Consider the following 20,213-nt stretch of genomic DNA (forward strand, 5'->3'; position numbering starts at 1 on the left):
TCAAAACAAAAAAGTGTCTCAAAAGTACGATAACTTATGAGACACCTAATTCAATAGTTTTTTAATTTACCAAGGTCTTCCCCAACCCCATGGACGGCCCCAGCCCCACGGACGATGAAACCCCCATGGTCTTCCCCAGCCCCACGGACGGCCCCAACCCCATGGTCTTCCCCATCCCCATGGGCCAAATGCTGCTGCACCAAATAAAAACGGAAAAAAGAATGGGAAAAACCTTTCATCCTCTTGTTGCGGTACTCCGGAATATGGATAATATGGTTGCTCAATTTGCTGACGATAATCATACATTCTATATCACCTCCATACTATCTAATGTACGGAGATTAGCTCATTTAGGAGCAAGGTCATGTATATAGGCAAAAGTACAAAATTCTCAAGTGATGAGTACTGTCACTCTTTCCTTCTTATCCTAGATCATTTTGTACATTTCATATTGAGCAATTTTTTCTTTCTTAAAATCTAGTTTTTGCAAGAAACCTTCAAGGCTATTGTTATTTGGTATGGATGTTGAGAAAGATTTTAAATTTAGTTCATTAGCCGCAGATTTTAATAAGGTAGTTGCTATTTTTCGATTACGGTAAACTTTATCAGTGATCAGGATGCTTATTCTACCATTTTCATTCACTGCTAAACCACCTACATTTTCATCGTTAACTCTTGCTAGATAATAACTAAAATTAGTTAGTTTTTCTAAATAATCAATGTCATTTTGCCAGTTTATATGAAAATCCCAATTTGTAATTGTTTCTTTGAAAGTATTAAATTCAACTTTATTTACTTCTGTACTAGATTCTAATTGTATTTGTTGTAAACTTGTTAAATCTGATTTAGAAAAATAAGAAAGGTCATAAATCTTTTCATATCCTAGTTTCTTATAAAAATTAATTGCTCGATCATTTCCAACAATTACTTCAAGGAATAGTTGTTTACATCCGTTTTTCTCTGCTTCTTCTTTATGCAGTTCAAATAATTTTTGGCTAACACCTAATCCCCTATAATCTGGACTAATAGCCAAAGTTCCACATCGCATTGTTTTAATTGTTTCATACATTTTAATACCGCCTAAAATCACACCTACCGCTTCATTTTCATAAATTGCCACGAAAGAATGCTCAGGTTTGTTACCTTCTGGACAAAAAAACAAATTGACAAACTGCTCCTTAGAATAATTAAATTTAACGATATAATCTGAAAAACCGATTGAAAATGCTTGATAAGCTAATTCAACGTCTACTTCGCTACATCTGAAATAATTTATTTTTTCAACTTCTATACTTTTTTTCAATTTTGATTCCATAAATTCACGTCCTTTTTTATTTAGAAATGATGAGTTCATTTTCATTTTGTTGATTTTGATCATAGTTAAAAGTAATTTTTTTGTTAAATAGTAAGTAGCTTGTTACACATAAAATCATAATGATTAGACTTCCATGAAACAACCAAACAAGATGTGGCATTGATAAGAATGATAATAATGGTGATGCAGCTACAAAACCAATCGTAAAACCAACCCTATTTAACAAATTTGCGACTCCGAAGATTCTACCTCTTATGGAATTATCGGTTTTTTGAATCATTGTTGAAAAATAAGTACCTGCAGCATTATCAAAAAAGCCTGTAAAAAATGCAAAGAAGAATACTACCCATAAAATGTGATTCGATAAAAATAAAATGAAGCCGATTGATGTTAAAACTGAAGTTCCGTAATACATAAATAGATAATGTTGTTTTAACCAAGAGACCTTCGGAATTAACCAAGTTGAAAGGATTCCGCCAATACCCCAAGTTCCCCAAATGAGCCCTTGATAAAATGTTGCATGTTCCGAGCTAATTTTTTCTGCTAATATTGGTACTCCGACATTATGAGAGCTTGCTGAGAATGTTTGAAATAGAAATATAATGAATACGAATACTAATAGAGGTTTGATAAGCACATACGTTTTTACTTCTTTTAAATCATAAAATAATTGTTTCCATTGATTGTTAACACCTTTTTTAACCGTATTTTCCCATTTATAAAAGATTAGGACATATGCAGATAAGAAATAGGAAAGAGCATCTATTCCAATGATTACTCGAAAATCTACAATGGTTGATAAAAATGCTGAACCTAAAAATCCAATAACCATACTAATTGCAGCAAGTCGCGAAATAAAAGCATTTATTTTTAAAATATTTTCTTCTCCAAATATTTGGGGTAAATCCGCACTAAAACTAACTGAAAAAAAGCTTCCTAATGCGCCAATGATAAATGCTACAATCGCAAACATTAAAGGTGAAGGGAAAATACATAAAAGTAGTATACTCAATCCTCTAGTAATATCGCTGAATATCATTAGCTTTCTTCGATTATATCGATCTGCAATTACACCAGAAAATAAACTTGTTAAAATCCCTCCACAAACGCGAAGGGCTAAAACCGCTGCCAGCCATGATGTACTTTTCGTCATCGAGTAGATGACCGCATTCATAACAACCAATTCCATCATACTACCTATATCCGAGAACGCCTTTGTATATAAAAAATAGACTTTCTTTCCCATTAAAATCCCTTCATTCTACCAAAATTAAAAACTACACCCCTATTAATACATAGACAAACAAATAATTCTAATTTGGACTGAATTCATCGTAATTCCTCCTTTCCAATTAAAACTGACTATTAAGTTTATTTTATTCTATGATTAGTGTATGTTGTTTGCATTATTTTTAACATAAAAAATTTTCTGAATTTAAATTTTAGGTAGAAAAGTATTTACACTCTCTACCCAAAATTTTAATTTTCAATGACTATATAAGACATAATCATTTCTTCGGCGGCTTTAAATTGTGCTTTGTAAATTTCATCTTCTTCTACAACTGAATAATGTAAGCAAATTCCATCGATATTAGCCCAAAACAAACTAGAAATAATATCAGGATCGATTGTTTTCTTAAATTCACCAGATTCGATTCCTTGTTTAATAATTTCACTTAAAAATAAACGATATTGATTTTTATACCTTTCGATCATTATGGCTTGTAGATTTTCATGCCTTGCTGAATTAATCCAAAACTCCATATGCACTCTAATCATATTTCGCCATAATTCTGTTAAAGAAATTTCACTATACATTTGAAATAACTCTTTTAACTTATCTTTTGATGAACTAAAGTTTTGAAAACGTTGATTAATTTTTTCAAATGTTTGAACTGTTCTTTCTTGCATTAAAGTTAAATAAAGTTCTTCCTTACTTTTAAAATAATTATAAATTAGGCCTTTACTCGTTTTGGAATATGCAACAATATCATCCATTGTTGTCGTATGATATCCTTTTTCTCCAAAACATTTTAAAGCACTTTCAAGAAGACTCTCCCTTTTGCGTTCTTTGTAATCATCTGAGACTTTTGGCATTGAACACATTCCTTTACTCATTAAATATATTTAAACTGACTGTTTAGTTTAGTTTATCAACTAAATTATGGAATTTCAATAAAACATTCAAAATAATCACACGATTTTTTTAAAATTTATAGGCTCTATTAAAGTAGAGTGTTGATTTTCTTATTCAACAAAATGGCAGTTTAATTGAATAAGGATGAACCGAAATTCTTTGAACAAAAAGGTTAAATTCCCCCAAATTATCTAAGTCGAATGAAGTGTATAATTAACTAAGGAATTATAAAAATGGAGGAATTGTAGTGCGTTGGGTAATAAATATTTTATTTGTTTTATTACTGTGTGGTTATTTTATATTAGATAAGAAAGGTGTCCGACAAAATAAAAAGTTAACCAGAGTCATTTGGATATTAATAGCACATATTTCAATCGCCCTATTGGTGATTAATAATCTAGATTACTAAAACAAATTATATTGAACTTTCAGGTACACCAAATGCAAATCCTTCATCTACTTCCGAAGGCTCCAAATATTTAACCCAACCTTCATATAGGTATGAAATAAAGTTTGACAAAAATCCCTTTCAAATCCTCATATTAGTCAAAATAAGAGAATCCATTTCGAAAAATGATTGATCAAAATGGATTCTTCTCTAACAAATTTCAATTTCGTTTTTATAAAAAAGTTTGATCATTTTTTTCCAATGTTGTTCAACAATCAGTTTTGGTTGAAGACTCGATTTCAATATAATTTTATTATTATTCGAGCGATACGGCAACGATTTCTGTTTTATGGGGCCATTTTAAACCAGCCGATAATACTTCAAAAGCTTCTTAATGAATCAATGCCATACCAGGAAAAACGATGTTATCACCGGAGAAATGTTATCGGCACATTCGGCTACAATAGTCATTTACTTTACGAATCGTTGCCACTCCCCAAATTGAGGCCACACTCACTTCAACAGTCCGTCAACCCCTACCGCTAAACCGTTTGATCGCTTCCTCGGTCACCGGCTCGAAGAGGTTAACTAGGTTGCCATCGGGATCACGGAACAGCATAGCACGGTTCCCCCACGGCATCGTGGTCGGTTCTTTTACCCACTCGTCGACAAACGGCTTCAAGCGCTCGTATTTTGCATCGACATCGTGGACGCGGAACTCGATGATGACAGTGTGATTATCGGCTGCCACTGCGGAACCAGTGCCGAACAGTGGCACCGTCTGGGTGTGGCCGATCGCCAGGGTACACGAAGGCACAACGAGTTCGGCAAAAACAGGTGCGAGGCGTTCCGTGGAAACCTCCAAGACTTTCTCATAGAACTCGACGAGGCGATCCACGTCGTCAGTAATGATGCGTACAGAAGCAAAATTCATAAGATATCATCCTTCCTAAAATAAATCTGATTTAATCAGTAACTGAACCATTTGGTCCAACGGTCATCCTCCACGCCTGATTGCTGCTCGATTGATCCATAGTGTCCTCCAACCGATGCAAGACAACCTTCGCATTAATCTCTCACTCCTTTACGTTTACTTACTCTGATTATAAGAAAACGCTACTGACAACAGTATGTCAGTAGCGTTTTAACATTTTTTCGGCTTCCTCACGAATCCGATTTCGGAATGATTCAGGCTCCAATACAATCACACCCGCTCCCCAGCCAAGCACCCATTGAAGCAATTCTTCCAGTTGACGAACACGTAACACCACGTACAATCCATCTTGATGTTCTTCCATATCCTCTATGTAATGATAGTTCGATTCCTTCACCCTATCTGAGATGTCAGGGTTAAATTGAAGGCGAACTTGTAAGTGTCGATCATCCGGAGGGGTATAATCCCTTAAATTAAAATATGCCGGCAGTTCAAATCGTTCTTCCAGATCAATAAGTTTCGTCATTCGGGACAAGCGAAAATGGCGAATGTCTTGACGCAGATCACAGCGGGCCACGAGCATCCACGATCCTTGAATGAGCACCAATCCATAGGGAGCAACGGTGCGAACACTATGGCGATTCCCTTCAAAATCTGCCAGTCTTTTTGCATAATGAAAGCCGATTTTTCGCTCGTTTAATATCGCTCGACGGATCTTTTCTAGATATTTCTTTTCTTTTGACGGCTTGACCTGTTTATCAGAAATGAGCAAACGCATAGACTTGCGTGTACGAGATGCTTCGTTGCGAACGCTCTCCGATAGAATGGCCTCGATTTTACCGCGAGCGGCTTGAGCCCTGACACGATAATCATCATCAAATTGTTGTTCGATAAAGTCTGTTCCAATCAACAAGCTCACGGCTTCTTGTACATTGAAACTGATCGGCGGCAGGAAATAGCCTTCCATCAAGGAATATCCTGTCCCAGGGGCTCCTATGATCGGCACGCCCGCTTCACTCAGCGCCTGTATGTCGCGATAGATGGTCCGTACGCTAGTTTCAAATAGGGTCGCCAAATCTTCGGCCCGTACTATTTCTTTACGTTCTAGCTCCAGCACGATGGCTAACAAACGGTCTGTTTTGTTCATTGGTTGCCCCCTTGAAAGTTTATTACAAAAGTAATAGTATCACATCTTAATGGAGAAGATGATTTAACGAATCTGGATAAAAGAGGTATTTAAATGTCTGTCTCAAATTTATCTTAACCAAGGTACTCATCCTTTTTTTGTTGTTAATTACAACAACGATTGTATCATTATTTATAAAACTCGAATACCAACAATAGTAGGATTTACTAATGCAACTATCCTCCAAATACATAAATAAGAAAGTAGGGAAATCTCTCACGAGACTTCCCCCTTATCAAACCGTACGTGCCCTATTAAGGCATACGGCTTACCCATATGTTATATTGATTACCAAGAAGTTGCGTTTCAGGCATTATACATCCACTCTTGGCTCATTACTATTCCATACATTTTCTTAATGTTCATCCAATCGGTTTTACCGCAGTAACTCGATTGTTAACATAACATCTTGTCCATGACATGGACCCATAGGTCGTTCCCCTTCCATTCATTCGGTGTTATGGTCACCGAACTACTCCTGTACTATGAGAACGTCTGACTTCTCCACCCGTTCTTCATCACTTCGGATTACCCTTATAGATTAGAACCCTGCCTGTTTGGTAAGGTGGAGACCTCACGGGGTCATCGCATTTTCCTTCAAGACATACCCTGCACCATCACGTTATAAGTCACATTTCCTCGTTCTGACTTCTAAAGAAAATGCCATTTTAGTGGGCTTCCTCACTTTTCGAAAAGTCGCCAACTTACTCCGCCGCCGTGCTTCACACTTCTTGCATTAGGGTCTATCTTTTCGTCTACGGGTCTCTCAATTTACCGCATCTCCTTCAGACAATACCTCGCGATAATGCCCTAGATTAGACTTCTCGAGCTAGGTCAGTCTCCTCGAGTATGGATTTTCACCATCTGGAATTCATAATTTTATCCTTCATCCAGTCGTTACACCGAAGTGTCGTCTCTGTCTAAATAAAATAATTGAAGGGCGCTGACTAGGTCAGCACCCTATGCGACTGCCCGTCGCACAAAAAGCAGCCAATGGCTGCTTTTAATCTTCAACTATTGCATGCGTTCAATAACGATCGGCTGCTTCGGCGGTCGTTTTTTTTATTCAACAAAATGGAAGTATAGTTCAATAAGAAAAGGAATATATGAGTGGAAAATTGAATTAATATAGTAGTGTTTGAGAGGTAAATTAGGAGGAACATTTTGTGAGAAGATTATTCTTGTCCATTTGTTTATTAGTTATTGTAGTAGTTTTAACATCCTGTCAAAAAAAAGAAGACGGAATGACTTTTGAGTCTATTTATACAGATAAAGAAATAACTAAAATCGTATACGGAAAAAATGGGAACTTTAAAGAATTAACTGACCTTGAGAATATTAATATGTGGGTGAATAATGTCAGGAAGATTAAGTTTATTCGTGACGAAAATCAAGAAGACCGCGCTGTCCTTTTACTATTTGACGACGGATACTCAGTAAAGGCTTATCATAAAGATAAAGAAATTGGAGACTTTAAACTACTAAAATTAAAGGGCGAATACTACAAGAGTAATACTCAATTTAATGAACAAGTAAAAACTTTATGCAAATAGAATTTTGAACTTCCTTATGTAACTAAACGCTAGCGTTAGTTCTATAACAGAATTAGAAGAATAAAGAGTAATTAGAGTATTTACAAGTTGGATTTTTGGAGGTTGCTATGAAAATTAAAAAGAATCCAGTTGAAAACCTCAATGATGCAGTTAACAATTCAATGTCTGGTGACTTAAATGGAATATCAAAAATAGGATGCTTTCCTATGATTATATTAGTGGTTATTCTATTCTTTATATACCTTTTGATAAGATTAACAGGTAATTAATAACCATTTATTCTTTATTTAACTAACGCAGCGTTAGTTAAATAAGAAACTCTAAAGGCTGCCTAAACAGACAGCCTATTCATAAAAAAAGTGACTAAAAAGTCGTTAAACTCTAGTCACTTTATAAAGCATAATTAGTTTTGTTCAAGTTTTGCTTGAACAGAAGCTAACTTACCTTCCATTGTGCTTTTCTTGTCTCGACGATCATCAATTCGAATAGTCGTTGCAACTCTTGAAATGCCATTTTCAAATGGTACCTCATGCATTTCTTGTACAACTTTTAATAATAACGGTAATTCGCCTTCAATAATTGTATTCATAGGTGTAAGCTGGAATTTTACTTCGCCATTATACTTTTCTAAAACTTTATGTATATTTGCTACATACGCACTCACACTAGGTGTATCTGTGCCAATTGGTACGATTGAAACGTCAATAATTGCCATTTTTTGTATTCTCCTTTTATATCAATTTGTTACATGTATATCCTAACATGTTTATGATAATAAAGAAAACTCGACGATTGGCGAACTTTAAGGCGAAGACAGAGGCGTAGTTGCACTTATACTTAATTCCTAAAATTTGCAGGCAACGTCGAGTCCCCTTCATAGCTGCAAATTGATAATTTCTTAATGTGAAATGAAAAATTTAACGATCATTTATCTGCTGGCAAACATTAAACAAAAAATAGCTTTATACATCAAAAAATTAATATCCCTTTTCAATCTTCACTATATTTCTTAGTTTTTCGTTATTTTCTAATGTTGAAAGTGTATTGACAAAACACTTAACACCATCATTTGGTAAAGTAACTGCCGAAATATGTGGTGTTATTTTTACATTAGGCATTTGCCATAATTCAGAATCGGCTGGAAGTGGTTCAACAGCAAAAACATCTAAAATAGCTTTTCTAATATACCCATTTTTCAAAGCTTCCTTTAAAGAGTCCTCACATACAGTTGATCCTCTCCCAACATTTATAAAACCTACATTATTTAAATGTTTAAATGTATTCATATCTATTATATTTATCGTTTCATTCGTAGATGGAAGAACACTAATAATCCAATCTGCATGATCTAAAATTGTAGATGCTTCTTCGAACGGAACTACTTTTTCAAAATTTGGTTTTTGACTACCACTCATAGAAACTCCATATACTTTCATTCCTAAGCTTGATAAAACCTTTCCGATATAGCCTCCAATTTCACCTGTACCATAAATGACTACTTTTTGGTCTTCTAAAGATTTTGGGATATGAAACTCCCACTTATTTTCATTCTGTAAATTTGAAAATTGTTCATGTAATTGTGAATCCTGGAGAATGTAACTTAAACAATATTGACTCATTTTCGAACCAAAAACATCGATTGTTCGCGTTAAAAGTACGTCATTCTTCCATTTAATTTTCATAAAACTATCTACGCCCGCTGCTAATGAATGAACCCACTTTATGTTTCCAAATTCAAAATTTGGTGTTGGACGAAAACCAACATATGTATCAGCCCACTCATAATCCTCTTTTGTTACTTCATCTTCAGGTAAAAAACGAAACTCTTTTGATAGATTATATGATTCAATAATATCCTTAAGCTTATGTTGAATTCGGCTAGTTACTAATACTCTTTGAATTTCCATGTCCTACACTCCTTTTTTTGTCTTAAATAAATTTTAGCATAATATTTCGAAAAGAATGAAAAGAAAACACTTCGCTTATAAAATAGGAGTCACGACCCTTTCGTTCCATTCGATCGGGGGTATCTCTACAGTGCATAGCTTTTTTAGATGACCTATTGAATCTTTTCAATTGGTCATTAGCTGATTTAAATCAACTTTTTAAGGGATATTGAAAGAATAAGAGCATATTTGCTAGTTTTCCATTTAAAATGTCTACTATTGTATAGTTTTCTATGGCATAATCCCCTAACTGGTATGGGGAATTTTTTATCTTATTTGCGATCCTTAAGGATTTAATTGCCGTTTTGCTGATGTTAATTGCTGTTTAGTCATTTTTATTTTCAATTCTCAAAATTTATTTGCAGTTCGCTCTGGATTATTTGCAGCTCAGTCTTAATTTCACTAGATTCATTTTTGTTTAATTTTCAAATCTTATTTGTCACAAAAAAAAGAGGTTCCCTAAAAAAATTTGGGCACCCTCATCTGTTTAATATCTTCCTTATAATACTTTACTTAAGAAGCTTTTCGTGCGCTCGTGTTTTGGGAAATCAAATATTTGCACTGGACTGTTTTCTTCTACTATGAAGCCTTGATCCATAAAAATTACGCGATCACCAACTTCACGAGCAAAGCCCATTTCATGTGTAACAATGACCATTGTCATTCCTTCTTTAGCTAGTTGCTTCATAACTTCTAAAACTTCTCCAACCATTTCAGGATCTAGAGCGGAAGTAGGTTCGTCGAATAACATAATTTTTGGTTCCATTGCAAGTGCTCTTGCGATCGCAACACGTTGTTTTTGTCCACCAGATAGCGAGTCAGGATATACATTAGCTTTATCTGAAAGCCCGACTTTTTTTAATAGTTCAAGTGCTTTCGTTTTAGCAAAGTCATTCGGTCGATTTCTTACTTTTTTAGGTGCTAGAGTAATATTTTCTAAAACTGTTAAATGTGGAAATAGATTAAAATGTTGGAATACCATACCTACTTCAGTACGAATTTTATTTATATTTGTTTTTTTATCTGTAAGATCGACGTTTTCGATATAAACTTTTCCAGCTGTAATTGTTTCTAACATATTTAAACATCTAAGTAAGGTTGATTTACCTGAACCAGAAGGACCGATCACAACGCATACTTCACGTGGTTGAATTGTAATGTTGATATCTTTTAATACTTCTAGTGAACCAAATGATTTTTTTAGTTTTTCTACTTTAATCATCCCGTAGTCAACCTTCTTTCAATGCGATTTAAAACAAAGCTTAATGTTAAAGTTAGGACTAGATAGATTACCGCTGCAGAAATATACGGCTCCCACACTTTATAATATTGCCCTTGCATTGCTCTACTCCAATACATAAGTTCAGGTGCAGCAATAATAGCTGCAATTGAAGATTCCTTTATTAAGACAATAAATTCATTTCCAAGTGGAGGGATCATACGTTTAATAGCTTGAGGTAAAATAACATGTTTCATAGCTTGTACATGCGTCATTCCTAAGGAGCGAGAAGCCTCCATTTGCCCCTTATCAATTGATTGAATTCCAGCACGAAAGATTTCAGCAATATATGCTGCTGCATTTAATGATAGTGCAATGATTGCTGCTGCTATTGCATTTGTTTCTCCTATAAAATACGGAACTACCCCAAAGTGAATTAATAAAATTTGTACAAATAACGGTGTTCCTCTAAAGAAATTGATGTACCAAACAAAAGGTAGAGCTAACCATTTATTTGATTGCATTTTACCTAATCCAATAAATAATCCGATTATTGTCCCTAAGAAAATTCCTGCTAAAGATAAGCCAATTGTTAATCCAGTTCCTTTAAGGAAAAACGGTATGTATTCTTTTATAATTCCAAAATCAAATCCCATTTCTTTTCCCCCATTTAGATAAAATTGCGTAACACAAGTGCCCTGTTACGCAATTTTTAATTTCCTATTTATTTTCTTCTGCTTTTAATGTTTCAAGATCTGGCTCTGATCCAAAATGCTCTTTATAAATTTTTTCATAAGTACCATTGTTTACTACTTCTTTAATTGCTTTATCAAGTTTACCTTTTAATTTACTTCCATCTTGAAGTAATAGACCGTAATATTCAGGTTCAAAGCTATCTTTATCATCAATAACAACTAGCTTTTTATCTGGATTATTTTTTGCATACGCTTCAAGAACACCATTGTCCGCAACTACTGCATCCGCTCCTCCACTAAGAAGCTCTAAAATTGCTAAATTGTTATTTTCGAATTTTTTAAGATTTTTATTGTTTTTACCAAACATTTTTTCAACAGCTTCTTGACCTGTTGTACCATTTTGCACGGCTACAACTTTACCCTTCAAATCTGCGGCCGATTTAATACTACTACCTTCTGGAACTAGAATTTTATTAATCGATAGAAAATAAGGTGTGGTAAAATCATATGTTTTCTCACGATCTGCATTGATTGAAATTGAAGACATACCAATATCAGCAGTTTTACCACCAATTTCAGCAAATAATGGGTCCCATCCAGTATTCACAATTTTGATTTTTACCCCAGCTTCTTTCGCAACTGCATTAGTAAAATCAACATCGAATCCTACTATTTTACCGTTATCAAGATATTCAAATGGTGCATAGGCAGCATCAGTAACAACTCTTAACGGTTTATCTGCTGATCCGCTTGTTTTCGCATCCTTACCACACCCCGATAAAATTAGAGCTGTCGTTACAGCAAATGCAAACGATAGTTTTTTAACCTTTTTCATTTCAATACCCCCAATTATTTTTGATTTATGTAAGTAAATTTTTAATTAGAATAAATTTATTGAAAATTTGGTATATTTAGATTTTTAATTATTATATCTATTCTTGTTTAAATATGCAATACTATGTCAATTATTGCCAAATCCCTCCATTAAGCAGGTTGATTGAAAGGATTTATAAAAGTAAATTTTTATATTACTAATGTATCTATAGATAAATATATTTCATTCAAAAAATTCTAGTCAAAATCTTTTTAGTAAAAATAAAAAACCGGAAACTTTCGCTTAGTTTCCGGCACACTTTCATCTTTATTTAATTAAAATTGATAACTCAGAATATCCCTTGTTTGTTTTATGAACTTCAATTACTGCAGGCATTGCATCCTTTACATCTTGCACATGTGAAATAACGCCAATTAAACGGCCAGATTTTTGAAGCTGAATAAGGGTATCAATTGCTTTTGATAACAACTCATCATCTAACGATCCAAATCCCTCATCTATAAACAACGTATCAATTGATACACCACCTTTATGTGCTTGAATAATATCTGCCATACCTAGCGCTAAGCAAAGTGATGCATTAAACTGCTCTCCACCAGATAATGTTTTTACATCCCTAGCAAGACCTGTATAGGAGTCATAAACTTCCAATCCTAAACCACTTTGTTTCCTTCCTTTTTCAACTGCATCTTTCCGTTGCAATTGAAATTGACCATTTGATAAATGATCAAGTCGAATATTTGCCGATTCAATAATTTGTTCAAAATAATCCAATAAGACATATCGCTCAAACGAAATCATTTTATCATTATCGCCTTTTGTAACTTTATATAAATCCGTTAATCCTGCTAATTTTTGTTCAGCTTTTACAAATTCCTCTTGATAATTTTGCAGGTCAATTTTCAATTGACTTAATCGTTTATTTAATTCTTGGATCCGAATCATCTCGTTAACAATAGCGTCTAACTGCTGAGTAATTTCTTGTACCTTCATTTTAAGTTCACTTACATCAATTTTTTTCATCGATTGAACTTGTTTTCCAAGCAACTCTTTTTCAGTACTTAATCTTTGAAGATTCTCTTCGAACAATGATAAATCATTTCGATATTGGTCAGCCATTCGTATATGATCAATTGCACTAATAAACTCAGATTCTCCATTAAACTCGTACTCGGATAATTTATCATGATAAAGAATCGTTGTTTTTCGAATCTCTTCATTTAATTTTATAACTTCATTCTCAAGATGAGTGCGAGTAGTTTCTTTAATCGTCTTCTGTTCAGTTAGACTTCTAAATTCTTCTTCAATTTTTGAAATTTTAGCTTTTAATATTGAAATACTTTTTTCAATTTCATTTTTTTCCATTTGCCATTTTTCAAGAGTTCTTAAAGGTTCTGGTAATTTTGATTCAATTTGTACGATCTGAATTTTTAATTCATTTAGTTCATTCGTAAACTTATTCATTGCCTCAGTCTTCTCAGTAACTTTTAAACTTATGTCCCTAATTAATTCTTCTTTTGTTTTTATTAAATGATTAATTTTTTCGAAAGCAGCTTTCTTCTCGGTCAGATTAGTTAAGTTTGATTTATTCTCATTAAACTCATCAGCTAGAGCTTTAAGCCCTTCATTTGTAAAATCAAATTGTCCATGCTCATCAAAAAATGATTCTTCATCAATTTTTAATGAGTTTTCTTTACTTTTAATTTCACCCTGAATTGTTGCTAGTTCAGTCTGAAATTGATTTACTTGCATTTTTAATTTTTCTGCTACTTCTTCATTGACAGTCCCATTAAATTTAGCAAGCGATGGGTGATGGGTACTTCCACAAACTGGACATTGCTCTTGATCTTTTAAATCTTTCGCTAAAAAAGCAGCTTTTTGCTGATGCATTTCAATTTCAATTCTATCCAATTCATTTTTTAATTTTAGATGATCTAAATTTTTTAGTTGATATTCATTTAGTTTTTGCTCTAATTCTTTTTTTGCAAAAAAGATTCGTTTAGCAAACCCACCTTTTAATGAGATTTCCTTGTTTAATAAGGACAATTTCGCCCATTGATCATGAATACCTTCTAAGTCATGTAGTTGCTGCTTTAATTGAATTAATTCTTCGTTCTCTTTCTTTAAACCATCTTGTAATGTCTTTTCTTCATTTTCGTATAATAGAATCTGTTTCGATTTATTATGAAACGCTACCTTATGATTTTGAAAATGTTCTACATCTTCTTTTAAAGCTAATAAATTACTCAATTGGCTTTCTAGGCTACCTAATTTTTTTTGCTCCTCAGGTAAAGTAGCAACTTCCGCAGAAATTTTTTCAATTTTAATAAGTGTTTCTTTTAAACTCTCTATTTCGAATAATAATTTATCGTTTGTAACTTGTAGTGAATTTTTTAGTTTCTCAAGTTCAGTTTTTATAGGCAATACTTTTTCAGCATTTGTGGCTAATTTTATTTTTATTTTTTTATCTTCTATTTCTAACTCTTGACCTTTTAACATCGTTAATAATTCAATTACTTCATTTAATCGATCAATATTTTTATTATGAGCTTCTGCTGAAAATAACTTTTGCTGGCTAGTTTCTAATTGTGATTTTTGTATTTTCTCATTTTCTTCAAGTCTTTTTAAATCTTCTATTATACTTGATATATGTTCAGTCAATATCTCATTAACAAGATGAAGATTAATTTGAGAATCGTCGGAAATTTGAATTCCTTTTTCGCTTAACAATTTTTCAATTACTTCTAATTTAATAACGATTTTCTGCTTTAAATTAGTAAATTTACTTTCCATGGTTCTTCTAGCTAAATTCAGAGTTTCAGTTACTTTTTCAAATAGTTCAGTTCTGAAAATTTTTCGCAAAATTTCTTCCTTTTCCTTTGTATCCGAAACTAATAATTTTCTAAATTCACCTTGAGGAAGTAATACGATTTGTTTAAATTGATCTGCATTGATCCCTAATAATTCTTCTACTTTTTTATTGACGATTGAAGTTTTATTAAATTCCTGACAATAAGGTACTTTTTCCTCATTCTCAATTTTATAAAACTCTATTTTATCGCCTGTAATACTTTTATTTTGTTTCTTTTGATGTCCTTTTTGTCTAAAAATATTATAATGGTTTCCTTTTAATTCAAATGTCAATTCAACACTGGTATATAGATCATCATCTGCAAAATGACTTCGAAGTAATGTTTGGTCATTCCTATTTTCACCGCTCGCTTCTCCAAAAAGAGCAAAACAAATTCCATCAAATATTGTTGTTTTACCTGCACCAGTTGGACCAGTTATTGCAAATAATCCTTTTTCATTTAGTCGACTAAAGTCAACATGTACCTTATCCTTATAAGGTCCAAATGCATGAAGTACTACTTTTAACGGCTTCAAATCTATTCCTCCCTTACAAAGATTTCGTGAATAATCTCTTTCATATATTGTTCATCTTCAATTTTCAAATCTTCATTCTTCATTTCTTTATAAAAAGATTGGAACAACTCAAGTTGATTTTTTGATTGTTTTTCCACTAAACTCAGTTGATTTGTTTGTTCTGTTTGTAATGTCGTTCGCTTTCGACTAACATGCATTGCATTTGGATAAACTGTTCTGATTTGTTCCATCGGATGTACTACCATATGCTCATCAGTTAATTTAACAAATACATAATCATCATTCACAGAATGCTGTCTGATTTCCTCAATAGTTCCTTCGATCGATCTTAAATCTCGATTTGGATGAAAATCTTTTTTAACTATTGATAGCTCACCGTCAGCTTTTAATTCAACAATTAAGCAACCTTTTTTATGGTTTTCTTCAGAAAGTGAGTATTTTAATGGTGATCCAGAATATCGAATTGATTGATTTCCTACAAAATGTGCCCGATGTAAATGTCCTAGGGCTGTATAGTTAAAATGTTTAAAATTATGATGTGATACGTATTCAGCTCCACCAATAGAGAGGGTTCGTTCTCCCTCTGTCTCTTCATCTGAAGGCTCACCATTATTTGTAACGAATGCATGTCCAACAAATACATTTCGGACTGTTGGGTCTAATTCTTCATCTCTTATTTTATTGATGATTGCTTTCATAGCGTCATCATGTGAATGAATATCATCGTTTTGTAAGATATAACGTACAATACTTGGTTCGGCATACGGAATTAAATAAAAATGAACTTCACCCTCATCATCATTTAAAATTACTTTCTTAAATGGAGTTTGAAATTTCCCTACTAAATATAAGCCTTCTTTTTCCATAAAACGGCTACCAAATTCAATGCGTTCAGCGCTATCATGATTTCCAGCAATCGCAAGAATAGGCGTATTGCATTCAATTACAATTTTATGGAATACTTCATTTAATAGTTCAATCGCCTCAGTTGGAGAGATACTTTTATCATATAAATCGCCTGCTATAACAACTGCATCTGGCTTTTCTTGTTTAATTATTGAAATGAATTCATCTAATAATAAATATCGTTGGTCTTCTGTCATATGTACACCATGTACAATTTTACCAAGGTGCCAATCTGCTGTATGAATAAACTTCATTAAATACACCTCATCATTTTATTTACTATCATTGTTACTAATTTTTAGTACAACTTTTCTATCTTATATTTTACATCAACATACGAACATTTGTATCCTTTTTAATCACATTAATTCTAAAAATGCATTATTAAGTTAAAATAATTGAAATACTAATAAATATGATTCAAAATAAACTTATCAAAGCTTTAGGAGGCAATTATGGAAAGAATAGAAGAAGTAAAAAAATATGAGGAAATAATTAAAAGTGAAAAGCCAATCGTGGTGAAATTTTATGCAACTTGGTGTCCTGATTGTACACGTTTAGATGCTTTTATCGGAGACGTTATTGAAGAGCACCCATCATTTACTTGGTACACAATGGATCACGATGAATTCCCAGAAATCGCTAGTGAACAACAAGTAATGGGAATTCCGAGTTTACTTGTATTTAAAGATGGCGAAAAAATTGGCCACTTACATAGCGCAAATGCAAAAACGCCAGAATCAGTTGAAGAATTTTTATCAACTTTTGAATAATATAAACTTAGTTAAATCTTGATGTGAATGGGAATATCCCTAAACTCTAAATAAAATAAATTAAACCACAAGGTAATCCTTGTGGTTTTTCGTATGGTTTAACTTTTTTGTACATACCTTTTTTCCTGGCCTACATGACTTTAACAATTATAGGCAATTTGGACTTGATTTAAATCATATACATCTCATGAGGTAATTTATTGTGCTTAATTTAATTGAAGATGTTGTTCGCTTTCCTTAAAGCACTAACAGGTGGAAGAACGGTTTCACGATTATTTAGAACATATCCTTTTAAAGTGTTACATGCAAGTAGTGTTTTAAATGGAATCGATTATGGTTTTTCTGATCAAGAAGGTATGTTTTTTAGAACAACGATTGATACAAGTACTAAAATCATTTCCCCTTATGAAGTAGTTGTCAATATAACATATGGCTTTCGCTCTAGAGAATTCGATAAACGTACTGATGCTACAATAAAATATACATTATTTTTATATCAAGTGTATTGGCCTTAATTTCTCTCGTAACAAATAGTACTCAAAAAGAACACCTATATCATCTCGATTATAGGTGTTCTTTTTTCTTATTAAATTAAAGCTGTTTTCTTTCATGTAAATTAATAAATACATTTTTACAAATACTGTACCATGCATATCCTACTAACCATCCTGCAATAATATCTGAGAAATGATGTACATGCAGGTAAATTCTGCTCATTGATATTAAAAATATCATGAAAAGAACGATAAATTGAATCAATTTTTTGTGTTTCATCATTGCAGGTTGAATGACTATTAAAATAAAGCCTAATGTTAGAAAGAAGGATGATGCCATAACTGCATGTCCACTCGGGAAACTAAATCCACTTTCCACATAGTACATTGAACTTGGTCGTGGTCTTTCATATAGATCTTTTAAAAATGAAACAACCACTCTAGCTGTCAATAAAGTAATAATTAATGATATACCAGTCCAAATACGCTTACGTATAATTGCATAAACTAAAACAATGACTGCAAATGTTAAATACATTTTTGAAGATCCAAAATCTCTTAAAAAATAACAAAATGAATCTAGTGCATCTGTTCGAATGAATTCAAAGAATTTAAACGCTGAATTGTCCAAACGCCGAATTATGTTCGAATCATAAATAAGTCCTAAAATAACAAATAGAAAAATAGAAGTAAAAATTAGTATCCAATTATTTTTTTTCATATAATCCTCCAATATAAATTCCAGATCATGCAGTTAAATGCTTGTACTTTCGATACACAAAAGAAAAACGACGAGAGCTCCCGTCGCCACTTTCATGACTATTCTTCTTCCTCATCAATTTCATCAATCATACATTTTTCCAGTAAGTACTCAAAAGTAATATCCGCTAGTTCTTCAATTTCCTCTTCCTCAGGAACATATCCTCGCTGAATGAGCTGTTGATAGAAAAATTCTGCTATTTCTTCCGTATCAATAACTACCTCAATTTCTTTCACTAGCATCACCCCTTACTAGTTAATATGTGAAAAATGAGAAAATATGAAAAAAACCTTACTAAGCACAAAAAAATATTAATATGTAACCTTTAGCATAATACAACATTGACAAGCATATATTCAATTAAAACATGTTAAAGGAGCGAGATTCCAATGATAAAAATGGACAAGCTAGCTAATTTAAAAGAAATTATGGTTAATGATGAAAAGTTTGAAGAAGCCGTTGAAAAACTGACGACAATTGCATTTTTTATTTTAATAGGGATAGGCATACCTTTTATGATTCATATAATTCTACAATTATTGTAGAATATCCTCTCTCTCAATTTGTTTTCTTCTCTGAGAATTTATTTAAATTTTTAAGCACTAGATCCATCACAATTTTATATTCTTCGTCTTGGAAGATTGAATATAAAACAGCGTAATCATTATATATATCTAATAAACCGTCAATTATTTCTTGTTTTGTTGTTTTATTTCTGTTTTTATTAAAATCATTCATTGAGCGAAGTTTTTCTAAATCTAATTTTGTAATGCCATTTTTATCATTTCTTAGTTTTTTTAGAATTGCATTTGCAGTTTGCGCTGATGCAATAAGAGTTAAATCTGTTTCATCGGCTTCTAACCATTCTCCATCAGTAATACGCGCTAGTTCGTAAATTGTATCTTCCCACGCGTCATTTTTATATCGCCAAACCTCAGTTCGGTACCCAACAATTCTAAAAATTTCTTTTTCATAACCATTTACTTGAACAAGATCCCCGAAAGAAAATGAATAATTTACTTCTATCCATTCTTTTTCAAGTTTTTTCCCATCATATTCGTTGAGAAGCTGAAGAGTATTCTCAACATAAAGTCCGTCATGATTATTGACTTCATAAACAAAAACGCCATCCATCAGTTTAATATTTGTTATCTTACCGACAGTACCATATAACGTAATCACGACAATATCATCTACGTTATATTTGGGTTGTTTTTTCTTCGTCATACTTCTTACCTCCTTCTCCATACGTCGTGACTAATTCGTTTTTACTGTATACTATGCAACCAATAGATAATTGTCTGTCATTTTCATAGTAAATAAAAAAAGGGAATAGCCTATTTTGTAGGTAAGAAATTAATAGCTAGTTTCAAAAATGGTAGAATCAATAAATAAAGGGGAGATTATTAAAGGAGGTTTCAAAAAAAAGATGCAACTTAGTTAACCTAAGTCACATCTTATTGATCTTCTAAATATAAGTTCCATGCTTCATCAAAAACGCTCATCGATTGATGGAAAGTTCCATCAAACTCTAAATACGAGCTAATTTCGTCATAGCTTGAAGAATGTTTTGGAAATGAGTGATCATTAAAAAGATGATCTGCCAATATTCCAATTTCATTAGGAATTTTATAGTTTCTATGCTTCATCATATAATGGTAAAATGACTTTCTCATGATTCTCCC

General features: G+C 32.7%; 22 protein-coding genes. 5 read left to right on the forward strand and 17 right to left on the reverse strand.

The genetic code is table 11. The annotated features are described in order from the left end of the window. Positions 1-66: 66 nt before the first annotated feature. From AN960_RS02360 to AN960_RS02385, 6 genes are all read right to left on the reverse strand, one after another. Positions 67-306, reverse strand: coding sequence for a hypothetical protein (locus AN960_RS02360; RefSeq protein ID WP_056466233.1), 240 nt, complete (start codon positions 304-306; stop codon positions 67-69). Between the two features lie 121 nt (positions 307-427). Then, positions 428-1,315 carry a GNAT family N-acetyltransferase gene (locus AN960_RS02365; protein WP_056466235.1) on the reverse strand — a complete coding sequence of 296 codons (888 nt, stop codon included), beginning with the start codon at positions 1,313-1,315 and terminating at the stop codon, positions 428-430. 16 nt (positions 1,316-1,331) lie between these two features. Then, complete coding sequence (locus AN960_RS02370; RefSeq protein WP_056466237.1) at positions 1,332-2,561, reverse strand: MFS transporter; 1,230 nt, start codon at positions 2,559-2,561, stop codon at positions 1,332-1,334. Between the two features lie 233 nt (positions 2,562-2,794). Next, entirely contained in the window at positions 2,795-3,412 is a 618-nt protein-coding gene (locus tag AN960_RS02375; protein ID WP_056466241.1) for a TetR/AcrR family transcriptional regulator, read from the reverse strand. Between the two features lie 957 nt (positions 3,413-4,369). Further along, a complete protein-coding gene (locus AN960_RS02380; protein WP_056466243.1) occupies positions 4,370-4,774 on the reverse strand; it encodes a VOC family protein in 405 nt (134 codons plus the stop codon). 199 nt (positions 4,775-4,973) lie between these two features. Next, positions 4,974-5,921, reverse strand: coding sequence for a helix-turn-helix transcriptional regulator (locus AN960_RS02385; protein WP_056466246.1), 948 nt, complete (start codon positions 5,919-5,921; stop codon positions 4,974-4,976). Between the two features lie 1,205 nt (positions 5,922-7,126). Here AN960_RS02385 and AN960_RS02390 point away from each other — a divergent pair. Together AN960_RS02390 and AN960_RS24750 are read left to right on the forward strand one after the other, a co-directional pair. Beyond that, on the forward strand, positions 7,127-7,513 hold the full coding sequence (locus AN960_RS02390; protein ID WP_056466249.1) for a hypothetical protein: 387 nt from the start codon (positions 7,127-7,129) through the stop codon (positions 7,511-7,513). Between the two features lie 107 nt (positions 7,514-7,620). Then, positions 7,621-7,782, forward strand: a complete 162-nt coding sequence (locus tag AN960_RS24750) for a hypothetical protein (RefSeq protein WP_172795384.1) — start codon at positions 7,621-7,623, stop codon at positions 7,780-7,782. A 134-nt stretch (positions 7,783-7,916) separates the two neighbouring features. On the opposite strand, the gene AN960_RS02395 is transcribed toward AN960_RS24750, so the two are convergent. From AN960_RS02395 to AN960_RS02425, 7 genes are all read right to left on the reverse strand, one after another. Continuing rightward, positions 7,917-8,228 carry an MTH1187 family thiamine-binding protein gene (locus AN960_RS02395; protein WP_056466252.1) on the reverse strand — a complete coding sequence of 104 codons (312 nt, stop codon included), beginning with the start codon at positions 8,226-8,228 and terminating at the stop codon, positions 7,917-7,919. A gap of 262 nt (positions 8,229-8,490) precedes the next feature. Next, the gene (locus AN960_RS02400; protein WP_056466255.1) at positions 8,491-9,420 is read right to left on the reverse strand and encodes a D-2-hydroxyacid dehydrogenase; all 930 of its coding nucleotides are present in this window, start codon (positions 9,418-9,420) and stop codon (positions 8,491-8,493) included. A gap of 538 nt (positions 9,421-9,958) precedes the next feature. Then, positions 9,959-10,681 (reverse strand): amino acid ABC transporter ATP-binding protein, encoded by a 723-nt coding sequence (locus tag AN960_RS02405; protein ID WP_056466257.1) that lies wholly within the window; start codon positions 10,679-10,681, stop codon positions 9,959-9,961. Then, positions 10,678-11,334, reverse strand: coding sequence for an amino acid ABC transporter permease (locus AN960_RS02410; protein WP_056466260.1), 657 nt, complete (start codon positions 11,332-11,334; stop codon positions 10,678-10,680). The genes AN960_RS02405 and AN960_RS02410 overlap by 4 nt, the downstream gene beginning before the upstream one ends. Positions 11,335-11,398: 64 nt before the next feature. Then, positions 11,399-12,208 carry a basic amino acid ABC transporter substrate-binding protein gene (locus AN960_RS02415; protein WP_056466262.1) on the reverse strand — a complete coding sequence of 270 codons (810 nt, stop codon included), beginning with the start codon at positions 12,206-12,208 and terminating at the stop codon, positions 11,399-11,401. A gap of 306 nt (positions 12,209-12,514) precedes the next feature. Beyond that, on the reverse strand, positions 12,515-15,595 hold the full coding sequence (locus AN960_RS02420; RefSeq protein ID WP_056466264.1) for an AAA family ATPase: 3,081 nt from the start codon (positions 15,593-15,595) through the stop codon (positions 12,515-12,517). Positions 15,596-15,597: 2 nt separating this feature from the next. Further along, on the reverse strand, positions 15,598-16,755 hold the full coding sequence (locus tag AN960_RS02425) for an exonuclease SbcCD subunit D (protein WP_056466266.1): 1,158 nt from the start codon (positions 16,753-16,755) through the stop codon (positions 15,598-15,600). 201 nt (positions 16,756-16,956) lie between these two features. Between AN960_RS02425 and AN960_RS02430 the strand changes: the two genes are divergently transcribed. Both AN960_RS02430 and AN960_RS02435 read left to right on the forward strand, forming a co-directional pair. Further along, positions 16,957-17,274, forward strand: a complete 318-nt coding sequence (locus AN960_RS02430) for a thioredoxin family protein (protein WP_056466269.1) — start codon at positions 16,957-16,959, stop codon at positions 17,272-17,274. 215 nt (positions 17,275-17,489) lie between these two features. Beyond that, complete coding sequence (locus AN960_RS02435) at positions 17,490-17,789, forward strand: hypothetical protein (protein WP_156339596.1); 300 nt, start codon at positions 17,490-17,492, stop codon at positions 17,787-17,789. Positions 17,790-17,865: 76 nt separating this feature from the next. Here AN960_RS02435 and AN960_RS02440 read toward each other — a convergent pair whose 3' ends face one another. Together AN960_RS02440 and AN960_RS23830 are read right to left on the reverse strand one after the other, a co-directional pair. Then, positions 17,866-18,489: a phosphatase PAP2 family protein gene (locus AN960_RS02440; RefSeq protein ID WP_056466274.1), complete on the reverse strand. Its 624-nt coding sequence runs from the start codon at positions 18,487-18,489 to the stop codon at positions 17,866-17,868. A 98-nt stretch (positions 18,490-18,587) separates the two neighbouring features. Next, positions 18,588-18,764, reverse strand: coding sequence for a YozD family protein (locus AN960_RS23830; RefSeq protein WP_069032035.1), 177 nt, complete (start codon positions 18,762-18,764; stop codon positions 18,588-18,590). Positions 18,765-18,917: 153 nt separating this feature from the next. Here AN960_RS23830 and AN960_RS24310 point away from each other — a divergent pair, with 153 nt between their 5' ends. Continuing rightward, entirely contained in the window at positions 18,918-19,073 is a 156-nt protein-coding gene (locus AN960_RS24310) for a hypothetical protein (RefSeq protein ID WP_156339597.1), read from the forward strand. Between the two features lie 13 nt (positions 19,074-19,086). On the opposite strand, the gene yodN is transcribed toward AN960_RS24310, so the two are convergent. Together yodN and AN960_RS02450 are read right to left on the reverse strand one after the other, a co-directional pair. Then, positions 19,087-19,755 (reverse strand): germination protein YodN, encoded by a 669-nt coding sequence (yodN, locus tag AN960_RS02445; protein ID WP_056466277.1) that lies wholly within the window; start codon positions 19,753-19,755, stop codon positions 19,087-19,089. A gap of 230 nt (positions 19,756-19,985) precedes the next feature. Beyond that, positions 19,986-20,204: a YozE family protein gene (locus AN960_RS02450; protein ID WP_025671848.1), complete on the reverse strand. Its 219-nt coding sequence runs from the start codon at positions 20,202-20,204 to the stop codon at positions 19,986-19,988. Positions 20,205-20,213 lie beyond the last annotated feature (9 nt).

The sequence above is a fragment of the Bacillus sp. FJAT-25509 genome, assembly GCF_001420605.1.
Taxonomy (GTDB): Bacteria; Bacillota; Bacilli; order Bacillales; family Bacillaceae_G; genus Gottfriedia.